Source organism: Absicoccus porci (assembly GCF_003725415.1).
GTDB lineage: Bacteria > Bacillota_I > Bacilli_A > Erysipelotrichales > Erysipelotrichaceae > Absicoccus > Absicoccus porci.
Genome location: NZ_RJQC01000001.1, coordinates 691,109 through 703,970 on the forward strand (window position 1 = coordinate 691,109; position 12,862 = coordinate 703,970).

General features: G+C 46.1%; 14 protein-coding genes. 10 read left to right on the plus strand and 4 right to left on the minus strand.

Annotation, left to right across the window (positions count from 1 at the left end; all coding sequences use genetic code 11):
• Window positions 1–49 precede the first annotated feature (49 nt).
• From EDX97_RS03445 to EDX97_RS03460, 4 genes are read right to left on the minus strand one after another with little or no spacing between them, the layout of a single operon-like run.
• Entirely contained in the window at window positions 50–2,326 is a 2,277-nt protein-coding gene (locus EDX97_RS03445) for an AAA family ATPase (RefSeq protein WP_128519787.1), read from the minus strand.
• A gap of 21 nt (window positions 2,327–2,347) precedes the next feature.
• On the minus strand, window positions 2,348–2,548 hold the full coding sequence (locus EDX97_RS03450) for a helix-turn-helix domain-containing protein (RefSeq protein ID WP_008976224.1): 201 nt from the start codon (window positions 2,546–2,548) through the stop codon (window positions 2,348–2,350).
• Between the two features lie 41 nt (window positions 2,549–2,589).
• Window positions 2,590–3,237 carry a hypothetical protein gene (locus tag EDX97_RS03455; protein ID WP_128519788.1) on the minus strand — a complete coding sequence of 216 codons (648 nt, stop codon included), beginning with the start codon at window positions 3,235–3,237 and terminating at the stop codon, window positions 2,590–2,592.
• Complete coding sequence (locus tag EDX97_RS03460; RefSeq protein WP_128519789.1) at window positions 3,227–4,129, minus strand: hypothetical protein; 903 nt, start codon at window positions 4,127–4,129, stop codon at window positions 3,227–3,229. The genes EDX97_RS03455 and EDX97_RS03460 overlap by 11 nt, the downstream gene beginning before the upstream one ends.
• A gap of 311 nt (window positions 4,130–4,440) precedes the next feature.
• Between EDX97_RS03460 and EDX97_RS03465 the strand changes: the two genes are divergently transcribed.
• The 10 genes from EDX97_RS03465 (at window position 4,441) to EDX97_RS03510 (ending at window position 12,817) form a co-directional block, all read left to right on the plus strand.
• The gene (locus tag EDX97_RS03465; RefSeq protein ID WP_128519790.1) at window positions 4,441–4,953 is read left to right on the plus strand and encodes a helix-turn-helix domain-containing protein; all 513 of its coding nucleotides are present in this window, start codon (window positions 4,441–4,443) and stop codon (window positions 4,951–4,953) included.
• 274 nt (window positions 4,954–5,227) lie between these two features.
• A complete protein-coding gene (locus EDX97_RS03470; RefSeq protein WP_128519791.1) occupies window positions 5,228–5,542 on the plus strand; it encodes a DNA ligase in 315 nt (104 codons plus the stop codon).
• Window position 5,543: 1 nt separating this feature from the next.
• The gene (locus EDX97_RS03475; RefSeq protein WP_128519792.1) at window positions 5,544–6,683 is read left to right on the plus strand and encodes a DUF2800 domain-containing protein; all 1,140 of its coding nucleotides are present in this window, start codon (window positions 5,544–5,546) and stop codon (window positions 6,681–6,683) included.
• Window positions 6,676–7,248, plus strand: coding sequence for a DUF2815 family protein (locus tag EDX97_RS03480; RefSeq protein ID WP_124984381.1), 573 nt, complete (start codon window positions 6,676–6,678; stop codon window positions 7,246–7,248). Before EDX97_RS03475 ends, EDX97_RS03480 begins: the two co-directional genes overlap by 8 nt.
• 15 nt (window positions 7,249–7,263) lie before the next feature.
• On the plus strand, window positions 7,264–7,452 hold the full coding sequence (locus EDX97_RS03485) for a hypothetical protein (protein WP_128519793.1): 189 nt from the start codon (window positions 7,264–7,266) through the stop codon (window positions 7,450–7,452).
• Between the two features lie 67 nt (window positions 7,453–7,519).
• Window positions 7,520–7,705 (plus strand): hypothetical protein, encoded by a 186-nt coding sequence (locus EDX97_RS03490; RefSeq protein ID WP_128519794.1) that lies wholly within the window; start codon window positions 7,520–7,522, stop codon window positions 7,703–7,705.
• Between the two features lie 54 nt (window positions 7,706–7,759).
• Complete coding sequence (locus EDX97_RS03495; RefSeq protein ID WP_128519795.1) at window positions 7,760–9,700, plus strand: DNA polymerase; 1,941 nt, start codon at window positions 7,760–7,762, stop codon at window positions 9,698–9,700.
• Between the two features lie 91 nt (window positions 9,701–9,791).
• A complete protein-coding gene (locus EDX97_RS03500; protein WP_128519796.1) occupies window positions 9,792–10,211 on the plus strand; it encodes a DUF7768 domain-containing protein in 420 nt (139 codons plus the stop codon).
• A gap of 3 nt (window positions 10,212–10,214) precedes the next feature.
• Window positions 10,215–10,544 carry a hypothetical protein gene (locus EDX97_RS03505; RefSeq protein WP_128519797.1) on the plus strand — a complete coding sequence of 110 codons (330 nt, stop codon included), beginning with the start codon at window positions 10,215–10,217 and terminating at the stop codon, window positions 10,542–10,544.
• Window positions 10,544–12,817 carry a phage/plasmid primase, P4 family gene (locus tag EDX97_RS03510; RefSeq protein ID WP_128519798.1) on the plus strand — a complete coding sequence of 758 codons (2,274 nt, stop codon included), beginning with the start codon at window positions 10,544–10,546 and terminating at the stop codon, window positions 12,815–12,817. The genes EDX97_RS03505 and EDX97_RS03510 overlap by 1 nt, the downstream gene beginning before the upstream one ends.
• The last annotated feature ends 45 nt before the right edge of the window (window positions 12,818–12,862 follow it).

Below are 12,862 nucleotides of genomic sequence, written 5' to 3' on the forward strand. Positions count from 1 at the left end.
TTCTTAGTCAATGTTAATTTTATATTTTTAGATATCCAATAATCAGGACTTAGTCCTCGATTCCCATCATCATCTTATAGTGCTGTTCCTGATGCATAGCGGTGAAAATCAGCTCAAACACCTTCTTGCACTGTTCCACATCACTGCCATCATCAATATAGTTGAAGCCATCACTGATAACAGCCGGGCCGTCATTCATATATGTGAGCATGCTTGAAGCAAGATTATATCGGTCGTAATTCGGCTTCTGTCCTTCCACTTCATCCACAAACAACGGCTTATTCTGTTCCAGAACAATCTTGTGAAGGTCATTTCCTTCGTAGCCACATATCTGAATAAAGTAGTATTCAAGAATATGGCGGATTACATTCTTCACGGTATTTGCCGTTTTCAGCTCCTTGTATTCATCCCAAAGAGCTGCATACGAGTTCTGAATCGGATTATAGTTTTCTTGCTCGGTAGGCACCCTCTGGCTCTGACGCACACAAAGTTTTACAGAAGAAATGTTTTCTACCTTTCGAATCATATAAAACGAAACACTGTGGTATCTCTTTGCTTGGTGATGAGTAATTTCCTTATGGAAATAAACATTGTGAGTCAGAATGAAAACCTGCTTAATATAGTCGCCATCGACCTTATTGCTTCGGTAGTCTGTATTGTTGTAACAAACCTCAATCATCTCTCTGACCAAAGCACTGACGATGAACAGTGCTCCACTATCCATACTGGATACCGGGTCATCGATAACAACTATTTTATCTTTTACAGCTTCGCTGCTAAGGCTTCCTTTCACAAGGTGATAATAATACAAGAATGCAATAAAGTTTCTTTCACCCTCGCTCAGTTTTTCTGCAACAGTTCCATCCGGACGAATGACCTCATATGTATTTGCTACACCATCCTTTGCACGAAGGTGGAAACCTTCAAAGCCTGAATTATCAAGCAGCACATTGATGCTATCGATAGTAGCCTCAGTATTCACAATCTGTTTGTTTAGTTCATTGGCCTCTTCCTTCTTAGCAGTAGCATCCTTTTTTAGCTGCTCCATTTTACCTTTCAGTGATTTGATTTCAACATCCAAATCAGTCAAGGCCTTGTTGTACGCAGCAACGTCGGTTTTCAAAAGCTCTGCAAGATACTCCCACACCTGCTTTTTGCATAGAACCTTCTTTGTTTTGAGGTCTCTGACTATCTCATTATTTTCTTTGATTTTCTTATTAAAGCCATCAATCAGAGTGCCAATCTCAATGAGCAAACTATCAGTGTCTTCTAAGGAAGCAATGGATGTCGGCTCTTTAATCTTTGCTGCAATTCTCTGTTTATTAATGGTTATCGCATCCACAAGAAGCTGAACTTTTACTTCATATTCCGACAAGTCTAATCCCGGCATAGCAGCAGATACATTGCCCTCCAGCGTTGCTACAACGGAATCCATCTCTGATTCATATGTTCTTTGAAAAGCATTAATCGCAGAGATGTCATCTTGATACTGTGCGTCGAAGCATGCAGCTATTTCTTTATCAAAGTTAGACGGGAGTTTTTGCTGGCAATATGGGCACTTTCCGTCTGTCTGGCCAGCAAAATGAGTATGACCACTTCGTACCCAATCAGTAGCTTTTAGGGCTTTAATAAATTTTGCAAAGTCCGTATCACTGCTGCTGGAGATTGGTTTGCCCATCAATTCATATCCCGGCAAGGATGCATAGGTAACTTTACCTGCCTTAGACAGCATGTTGTACTGCTGTGCATCGCCAGAAAAAACGGTCCCATATAGAGTTTTTAAATCTTCAACATCATGAGCAACCGGCGTAATTGCTAAAATTTCTTGAGCGAATAATGCAGCCTTTTTCTTACCCTTAATAGCTTCATCAAATAGTGTTCTGGCTTCCGCACTCTTGCTCCAGCAGTCTGATTGAAATGTCGATAAAGCGGTATTCTTATCCGCTGTTTTCTGGTCTATAGCGGCCTTATGTCCGTTATATTCCTCACCCATTTTCTTGCGTTCTGCATTGAGTGTATCGACCTGCTCTTGAATAGCAATATTAGTTTCGTTCACGGTGAATACACCAGCAAGATTTCCATAGTTACGCAAGTTAGCATTTATAAAATCTGTATCATACACAAGAACATCATATTCAGTTGATGCCCTCCCAGCTTGCCACTGTAAATGTTCATCGTTTGCCTTAAACGTTCGTGCAATGGTAGATTTGCCTGCACCATTCTTCCCATAGAAGAAATTTACATACGTCGGTTCTATAACCTCATTGGAAAATGTGGCATCGTTTAACGTTATTTTTTCTATTGCTGATTTCATTTTAGGGTTCATATGCAAATCTACCTCCTGCTTCTATTCTTTAATTTTTCCTTCTCTGACCCATTCGTCAACTTCAGAGATTTTGAATTTATATCGTTTTCCAGCTTTATATACAGGTAATTTTCCTTCTTTTATCCAAGTACGGACTGTATCCTGACTCAAACTTAGGTGTTCTGCTACATCTTCAAGGTTTACCCATTTTTCAACTTGCATGTTTTCATATTCTGCACTCATATTATTCCTCCATGTTCGATTCCAGATGAGTGGTTGCGTATTTATAAAGAAAAGACTTGTATCCCAGCTTCTCTTAATACCTCTACTGCATTTATCTTTTTTATTGCCCAGTGCATACGATTCAATTCATTCGTTCCGCTGCAGCCTTCGATTCCGAGTTCAAACCGAAGTTCATTTATTTTCTGCTGTGGTATCCAGTTGAGTATTTGATAATATACTTTGATACCATTGTCCTGAATTTTCACATCAACAATCAACCCATAAGCTGCATAGTGGTCTGCGTCCGTTTTTCCATAAGCGTGGTTCTCAGTCGCAATAATTGCTGGATAGGTTTTCAACACCGAAATTGCATCATCCGACAAAGTCGCATAAGCTGCTTTCAATTCTTTTGACGTACTTTCCGTTATTGCTCTATCCTTACGAACAAGGCAATGACAGTACTGAGGATTTAATTCATCATCCCCGACAACCAGAAGATTATAAAAATCTGTATTTAATGCAATGGTATGCGCTGCGTTAGGACTTCCCGGCATGGGTGGTGCTCCACCCACCATCATTACACTATAGGTATTATTCACTGCGTCCGTATGAGCTACTAACGTATTATTGTTACCGGGCAAATTAAATGTTGTATTCGGTGTTTGCGTTTGCAAAGCTCCCGGTTGTGATGGCTGTAATTTATTCTCCATCTTTTTTCTGCCCTCCATAATAATTGTTCGTAATGCTATCGACATGCTGAATGAAACTATTATTATTTCCAGTCACATTAAAGTTGAAAACCATTTGCTGTTTTGACTTTGCTTCCTCCTGACGAGGTTCTTCATAGACTTCTTCAACGATAATATCATCTGGCGATTTATCTGCTTTATTATCGGCAACGCCATCATCTTTAGGTTCAACGTAACTCAGTTTAATATCAACAGGCCAATTAACACCAATATCTCCAGTGTAAGCCCTTTTACCTCCACCTGAGGATGGACACCAAACATCAAATGTTTTTGCCCCTACTGTATTATCAACATTACATACAGCGTAATGAAATACTCCTAGCAGGAATGGCTGCAGGGAAATCTCTTTCATAGCAACAACATCTTTCTTCTGCATTGTTGCTCCATCTTCCTTAACATAAAAGGATTGACTTTCATCTATGCAATTATCTAACGATATTAGTTCGACGAGTGCTTTCACGAGCAGCTCGTCTTTTTTTATATCTCCTCCGGCATCAATGAATCCCTCTACAAAGCAGCACATTTTTCTCAAGGTATCGGCATACTCATTCTTCACTCTTTCGTCAAAAACTCTCAATGCTGTTTTATCACCGAACGGAAAGTAGCCTCCACCTGCATTCTTGCATTTTTTATATTCTGATGCGTTACCTTGAATCGTCTTGATTTCAGTCGGCATCGGTGTCGCTAAATCTGAACGTATCACTCTAGCCAGACCAATCAAAGTTTCATATTCAGTTAATCCATCTTTTTTCCCTGCGTAGTGTTCATTTGCTCCCAGCAGTTGCTTTCTTGCCTCTAAAAGTAAGGTGAAGAATGTACCGCCACACAGTCTTAAATTTTCATTTTTTGTCATTGATTGTCCCTCTAATCAAAGTTACCTACTCAACTTACTCAACTGTGAATGGCAGGCCTACTCAACTTACTATTTTCTATCCCTGTGAAAAGCCACAGGGATTTTTTGATGTCTGTTGACCGTTGAATCTGATGAACATAAATCAGAACAACCCCAAACAAACCCCACTAAATCATTATAACACTTTCTGACATTATTTTCAATGTAGTGAACATGAACGAACAATGAACTCTACAGCGAAATATGCCGGAAAACTCTGTTTCCACCTGTGGCTGGTCACAAATCTACGCCAATCACAGGAGGAAAAAATAATGGCAAAAAACGTAAATCAGAGTAAACAGTACCGTATCTATTTGAAATCCACCAAGGAATGGGTGGAAGTCCCTGAAGAGTTCTATCGTGAACAAACCCGTTATTACGACACGTTTCGACATCGCATGCAGGAGCACGGACAGTGCAGCTGCCCCAAAAGTAAGTTCTGGCTCTGCGATGGTGACTGCTTAACCTGCGAGTTTCGCTGTGCAGGAGATATGCTGTCTCTCGACTACGAAACTGAGAACGATAGCGGCGATACTTGTTCGATGCTTGACAGCATCCCCGATACTGCTCCTCTTGCAGCAGATATCATTGCGGACAAGCTCCTTCTGGAACAGCTGGTTCAGCGCCTGCACGAACTTGACCCAGATGCCGGTCTCATTCTCCAGCTTCTCAAAGACGAAAAATCTGACCGTGCTATCGCTGAGGCACTCGGCAGACCACAGAGAACCTTTGCACACCAGATGAAGCGATACCGTGATGAACTGCGAAATATCCGTGGGTACTAAGACCTAACCGAAAGCTGTTTTATCAACTTTCAAAATTTTTTCAAAAATAATGGCTCAATCCGGCAGCTCACCTCCATTGGTAAGTGTAAGGCACAGAACAAAACACCTTACAGAATGGAGGTGACTACCGTGAAGCAGTCTCATTACAGAAACAGCCGAGGCGATGCTGAAGTAATTCAGGTTTTAACCGCAATTAGCATCGTGTCCGGCAGAATGGCAAGGAACATGAGCGTCCTCGCCGCACACAGACAATCCGAGGAAGGAGGAACAGTAAATGTCAAAAATGAGCGATATGGCTATGACCATCGAAGAGCTGAGAAATGCTGCCGCTGCTATTAACGACGCAGCAAACTGGCTCGCACAGCAGTTTGGAGGAGTATTCGAAGCTGCTGAAACAGCAGAAGCCCCTGCTGCTCCTGCGAAACCTGCATTGACACTTGAGGAGGTTCGAGCTGTTCTGGCTGATAAATCTCGTGCCGGTCATACAGCTGAAATTCGAGAACTTCTTAAAAAGTACGGTGCAAGCAAGTTGTCACTCGTAGACCCGAAACATTATGAAGCCCTGCTCAGGGAAGCGGAGGTGCTCTAATATGCCACCTAAAGGACATGCAATCCTCTCCGCATCCTCTTCTGACCGCTGGCTCCACTGTCCACCGTCAGCAAGGCTCTGCGAAACCTATGAGGATAAAGGCAGCAACTATGCTGCAGAAGGCACCGATGCCCACTCCCTTTGTGAGTACAAGCTCCGCAAGGCACTCGGCATGGAAGCTACAGACCCGACCGAGAATCTCGACTGGTACAACGCTGAGATGGAGGATTGCGCTACCGGCTATGCCAGCTTCATCATGGAGCTTTTGGAAGAGGCCAAACAGACTTGCTCTGACCCTGTTGTTCTGATTGAACAGCGAGTGGACTTCTCTCACTGGGTGGAACAAGGCTTCGGAACCTCGGATGCCATTCTCATCAGCGACGGCACCATGCACGTGATTGACTATAAACACGGTCTTGGAATTCTCGTATCCGCTGAGGACAATCCGCAGATGAAGTGCTACGCCCTTGGTGCATTGGAACTGTTCGATGACATCTACGACATCGATACGGTCAGCATGACCATCTACCAGCCTAGACGTCAGAACGTTTCCACCTACGAAGTCAGCAAGGATGACTTGTACCAGTGGGCCGATGAAGTTTTGAAGCCTACCGCAGACCTTGCCTTTGCCGGTGATGGAAACTTCCTATGTGGTGAATGGTGCGGATTCTGTAAAGCAAAGCATGAATGCCGAGCTAGAGCTGAAGCCAATCTCCTACTCGCACAGCACGATTTCAAGCTGCCGCCACTGTTGGAGGATTCGGAAATTGAATTCATCCTCTCCCGTGTCGACGAACTAGTCTCTTGGGCAGGTGACATCAAGGAGTATGCACTCCAGCAGGCAATCAGCGGTAAAGAATGGACTGGCTGGAAGCTGGTCGAGGGTCGCTCCAACCGCAGATACACCAGTGAAGACGCCGTGTCGAAAGCTGTCGAAGCTGCTGGTTTTGACCCTTACGAAAAGAAACTGCTTGGTATCACAGCCATGCAAAAGCTGCTCGGTAAGTCTCGCTTCGAAGAGCTCCTTGCAGCATATATTGAAAAGCCACAAGGCAAACCTACTCTTGTGCCGGAGAGCGATAAGCGCCCGGCAATGAACACAGCAAAAAATGATTTTATGGAGGAATACGACAATGAGTAAGAATGTAAAAATGACAAATCCCATGAAGGTTATCACTGGTCCTAACACACGCTGGAGCTACGCCAACGTCTGGGAACCGAAATCAATCAACGGCGGCACTCCGAAGTACAGTGTCAGCCTGATTATCCCGAAGTCTGACACCAAGACTGTCGCTAAGATTGAAGCAGCTATCGAGGCAGCCTACCGTGAAGGCGAATCCAAGCTCAAGGGCAACGGCAAGTCTGTACCGGCGCTTTCCGTACTTAAGACTCCTCTTCGTGACGGAGACCTTGAGAGACCGGATGACCCTGCATATGCTGGCAGCTACTTTGTAAATGCCAACGCCACTTCTGCTCCGGGCATCGTGGATGCAGACCGCAATCCTATCCTCACTCGTTCTGAGGTTTACTCCGGAGTCTACGGTCGTGCCAGCATCAGCTTCTATGCTTTCAACAGCTCTGGTAATAAGGGCATCGCCTGCGGCCTTAACAATCTGCAGAAGATTCGTGATGGCGAGCCTCTTGGCGGTAAGGCATCTGCTGAATCCGACTTTGCAACTGATGACGATGATGATTTCCTTGATTAATGGAGGTGACAAACTATGGAGACAATCATGATTAGTACGATTCTTGTAAACATCTGTATCGGCTGCTTCGCTTGTGTGGGACTTGCTACTGCGGTCTCTATCATTCAGAGCATCATCAATGACCACAAGCGTGAAAAGCGTGAACAGGAAAAGGACAAGCGTGACCTCGAATACCACGAGAAGCGCATGAGGGACTTTAAGTAATCTATCAACCCGATGGCGGTGGCCCCCACTGCCGCCATCGACATTTTTCGACAAAAGGAGACAATCTATGAATGAATTTGTAGAAACATTGAATCTCTTTATTGGCAGTGTCATCGCCTATACCTTTTTGGTAGCGGTATATGGTTTCATCATCTACAACGTAGGAAAAGTCATTCTCTACCTTATCCGCTATGCGGTATACCATATCCGCCGTGACATCAATAAATACAAATCCAATAAAGATAAACAGTAACACGGCAGGCGGCAGGGATTTCTCTGCTGCCTGTTTTGTAGAAAGGACAACCTCATGAAAACACTCAGTATTGATATTGAGACCTACAGCGATGTGCCTCTTCAGAAGACCGGTGTCTATCGTTATGTAGAATCTCCCAATTTTGAAATCTTACTCTTTGCCTACAGTGTCGACAGCCAGCCCGTTCAGGTTATCGACCTCGCCTGTGGTGAACAGATTCCCAAAGATGTCCTTCTTGCCTTGGAGGATGAAACTGTCATCAAGTGGGCCTTCAACGCTACTTTTGAACGTATCTGCCTCTCTCGCTTCTTAGGTTATCCGACTGGAGAATATCTGGAGCCGGAAAGCTGGCGTTGCTCCATGATATGGGCTGCCACGATGGGACTCCCACTCTCCTTGGAAGGTGTCGGCGCTGTTCTGGGTCTGGAAAAGCAGAAGCTCTCAGAAGGAAAAGACCTCATCAAATACTTCTGCCAGCCTTGTGCTCCCACAAAAACCAATGGGCAGCGTACAAGAAATCGCCCTTCCCATGCTCCGGACAAATGGGCCATGTTCAAAAAATATAATATCCGTGATGTGGAGACCGAAATGGGTATCCAGCAGAGGCTTGCGAAGTTTCCAGTACCAGCTCAGGTCTGGGATGAATACCACATGGACCAAGAAATCAACGACCGTGGTGTACGTTTGGATATGGAGCTTGTTGCTGCTGCCATCGAAATGGATACTCGCTCCAGAACGGAACTGACCGAAACCATGAAGAAAATCACGGAGCTGGAGAATCCTAACTCCGTCCAGCAGATGAAGGCTTGGCTTTCTGACAATGGTTTGGAAACAGATACTCTTGGCAAAAAGGCTGTGGCAGAGCTCCTAAAGTCTGCTCCTCCAAAGCTCTCACAGGTGCTTACTTTAAGACAGCAGCTGGCTAAGTCTTCCGTCCGTAAATATCAGGCGATGGAAAAGACCGTGTGCGCAGATGGTCGTGCTCGTGGCATGTTCCAGTTTTATGGTGCCAATCGAACCGGCAGATTCTCCGGTCGTAACATCCAGCTGCAGAACCTACCGCAAAACCATCTTTCGGACCTTGCAGAGGCTCGTTCTCTGGTGCGCTCCGGCAACTTTGAAGCTGTGGAACTTCTCTACGAAGATGTGCCGGATACACTTTCCCAGCTCATCCGTACCGCCTTTATTCCCAGAGAAGGCACTAAATTTCTTGTAGCTGACTTTTCTGCTATCGAAGCCCGTGTCATCGCATGGTTTGCCGGTGAAAAATGGCGTCAAGAGGTCTTTGCCAAAGGCGGAGATATCTACTGTGCTTCTGCCAGCCAGATGTTCAAGGTCCCTGTCGAGAAGCACGGTATCAATGGTCACCTCAGACAAAAAGGCAAAATCGCTGAACTTGCCCTCGGTTACGGAGGCTCGGTCGGGGCCTTAAAAGCTATGGGAGCATTGGATATGGGGCTCACTGATGAGGAACTCCCACCACTGGTCGATGCATGGAGGCAGTCCAACCCGAACATCGTTAAATTCTGGTGGGATGTGGACCGAGCTGTCATGGAAGCCGTAAAGTTCAAGCACACCACTTCCGACTATGGTCTGACCTTCTCCTGCAGGAGTGGTATGCTCTTTATCACTCTCCCGTCGGGAAGAAAGCTCGCATATGTGAAACCGAAGATTGGAACAAATAAGTTCGGTGGTCAGTGTATTACCTATGAAGGTGTCGGCGGCACCAAGAAGTGGGAGCGTCTCGATTCCTATGGTCCGAAATTTGTCGAGAACATCGTGCAGGCAACGGCCCGTGATATTCTCTGCTATGCCATGCAGACACTCCGCTGCTGCTCCATTGTCATGCACATCCACGATGAAGTGGTCATTGAAGCAGGCCCTCTCATGTCCTTGGATGCGGTCTGTGAACAAATGGGCCGTACTCCACCTTGGGCCAAGGGGCTACTTTTAAGAGCCGATGGCTATGCGACACCTTTTTATAAAAAAGATTAAATATATGTGGCTCAAATTAGGCGTTCACCTCCATTGGATATTAGAGGTGGACGTCCTTTTTATATGTCCATCCGGAAAGGAGGAACCTGACGTGTCAATCAGCAAATACAACAGCGAAGGATATTCTGACCCTACTGCTTACGGCGCTCTTTGCTCTATCGAGAGTGAGACCCGTGCACTGCGTGCTTTCAGACCAATCGTATATATCTGCTCTCCCTTTGCCGGAGACACCGAAAAGAACGTAGCTGCTGCCAGAGCCTACAGCCGCTTTGCAGTGGAACAAGGATACATCCCCATCGCACCACACCTGCTGTTTCCACAGTTTTTGAATGATACCGACCCGAAGGAACGTGAACTTGGTCTTTTCTTCGGAAATGCCATCATGAGCAAATGTTCTGAGGTCTGGGTCTTTGGAAGTCATATCTCTTCCGGCATGGAAGCAGAAATCAAACGAGCCAAGTGGAAGAATTACCGCCTGCGCTATTTCACTGAGAATCTTGAGGAGGTTTAACACATGTACGAAGTAAAAGAAAATTCAAGAATATTAAAAGACGGAACCGAAATCACGACCTATAGCAGAGATGTCGTCAGCTGCAACATTTTAGAGGTCGAAGCAGGAACCACCGGCTATCGTGGTGGTGATACCGGTCATGGTGGTCGCACCTATTTCCGTATTCAGGATGCAGCCTGTACGGACATGGAAATCCATAGCTATACTACTCGCTGCGGCAGTAACGGTTTTGAGGTTTGCCTCGGTGGTGACTGCGAGCTGGAGACTATGATTCGAGCTTTGAAATTTATCACCAAGGTTCTGGAAGAGGAATCCAAGGAGGTGTATGACTAATGTTCACCATTTATTCTGCGGACGTTACCGGTAATCCCGGTAACTGCTCCTATCCGCATAAGCATGTCATCTTAGATGAGGACAGTCTGAAAGCTGCCATCTGCCATGACTATGTCTGCGCCGAATATAAAAACAGCTACCGCAATGGTGATAACTTTATCGGCAGCGACTGCCTTCCTGTAGATTGCGATAACGACCACTCTGAGAATCCGGATGACTGGGTCACTCCCGACGATATCATGCAGGCCTTTCCGGGTGTCAGCTTTGCTATCCACTATAGCCGCTACAACAACCGTGAGAAAAACGGAAAGGCTGCAAGACCAAAGTTCCATGTCCTATTCCCAATCGAATATGTATCCGATGCCTCTCTTTACAGCGATATGAAGAAGCTGGTCAATTCCATCTTCCCATATTTCGATACGCAGGCACTGGATGCCGCACGATTCTTCTTTGGAACGACTACAGCAGATGTCGCTCTCTATCCGGGCCGCATGAATCTGACTGAGTTCTTGGATGAGGACCTGTTTGATGAAGATTTACCGGACGGTCAATACGACGGTGCTGCTATTCCTGAAGGAAGCCGCAATGCCACCATGTCCCGTTTTGCCGGTCGTGTCATCAAAAAATACGGAGACAGCGACAAGGCATATCAGGCATTCATCGAAGAATCAGCAAAGTGCGTACCTCCGCTGGAGGCATCCGAGCTTGCTACCATCTGGCACAGTGCCCAGCGCTTTTATGCAAGACTCTCCCAGCAGGATGGCTACATTGCACCGGAAGTATATAACGACCCTTCCTGTTACAAACCGGGAGACTTCTCCGATGTTGGACAGGCTGAGGTGTTAGCCAAATACTTCTCCGGCGAGCTCCGCTATTCTCCGGCCACCCACTTCATCCGATACTCTGACCATTACTGGCAGGAATCCGAACCGGGTGCGCAGGCAGCGGCTCACGAACTTACAAGAAGACAGCTGAAGGAAGCTGGCAATGATATGCTCGAAGCACTCGATAAGCTGAAGAACTCCGGCGCACAGTCTCTGCTTGATTCCATGACAAAGAACAAGGCAGAGCAGTTGATGAACGAGGACCAGCTGGAAGCCTATCAGGAATTTCTGGCTGCAAAGGCATATCAGCAGTTTTCTGTAAAGCGCAGGGATTCCAAGAACATTACTTCTACGCTGAAGGAATCTCGCCCGATGCTGGAAATCTCGCCTCGTGACCTTGATGCTGATTGCTTTGCTATGTGTACACCGGAAGCAACTTATGACCTGCGTAAAGGAATGGCCGGTGCCAGAGAACACCTGCCGGAGGATTTCATTACCAAAATCACATCGGTGTCACCGAACTACAAGGGCCAGCAGATTTGGCTGGACTGCCTTGACCTCATCTTTCAGGGTAATCAGGAACTCATCGATTATGTTCAGATGATTTGTGGTCTGGCTGCTATCGGCAAGGTCTATGTGGAAGCACTCATCATTGCCTACGGTGATGGACGCAATGGTAAGTCCACCTTCTGGAATGCTATCTCCAGAGTGCTCGGTCTTTACTCCGGTAACATTTCTGCAGATACGCTCACTGTCGGATGCCGAAGAAACATCAAGCCGGAAATGGCTGAGGTCAAAGGTAAAAGACTCCTCATTGCAGCCGAGATGCAGGAAGGTGCTCGTCTGAACGATTCCACCGTCAAGCAGCTCTGCTCCACTGATGATGTCTTTGCAGAAAAGAAATACAAGGACCCGTTCTCCTTCAAGCCTTGCCACACACTGGTGCTTTACACCAATCATCTGCCCCGTGTCTCCGCATCCGATGATGGCATTTGGAGACGACTCATCGTCATCCCGTTCAATGCCAAGATTACCGGCAGCAGCGACATCAAAAATTATAGTGAGTACCTTTACGACAACGCTGGCGGCAGCATTTTGGCGTGGGTCATCGAAGGTGCCAAGAAGGTCATCGAGTCTGATTACCAGATTCCCGTGCCGGACCTAGTGCAGAAAGCCATTGATGAATACCGTAGCCAGAACGACTGGTTCGGTCACTTCCTTGCAGATAAATGTGAGGTCGACCCGTCTTATAAAGAAAGCTCCTCTTCTCTTTATCAGGCGTACCGCAACTATTCTCTGGACTGCAACGAGTATGTGCGCAGTACCGCTGACTTCTACTTTGCTCTGGAGAAGGCTGGCTTTGAGCGAATCACCGTGAGCAGAAAGCGTTACTTTAAGGGTCTGCGCTTACGTGAGGACACTGGTGCAGACGAGGATTTTATGAATTAAGGCCATAAATGACAAGGTGTATCAATGTGTTATATAAAACTTTTC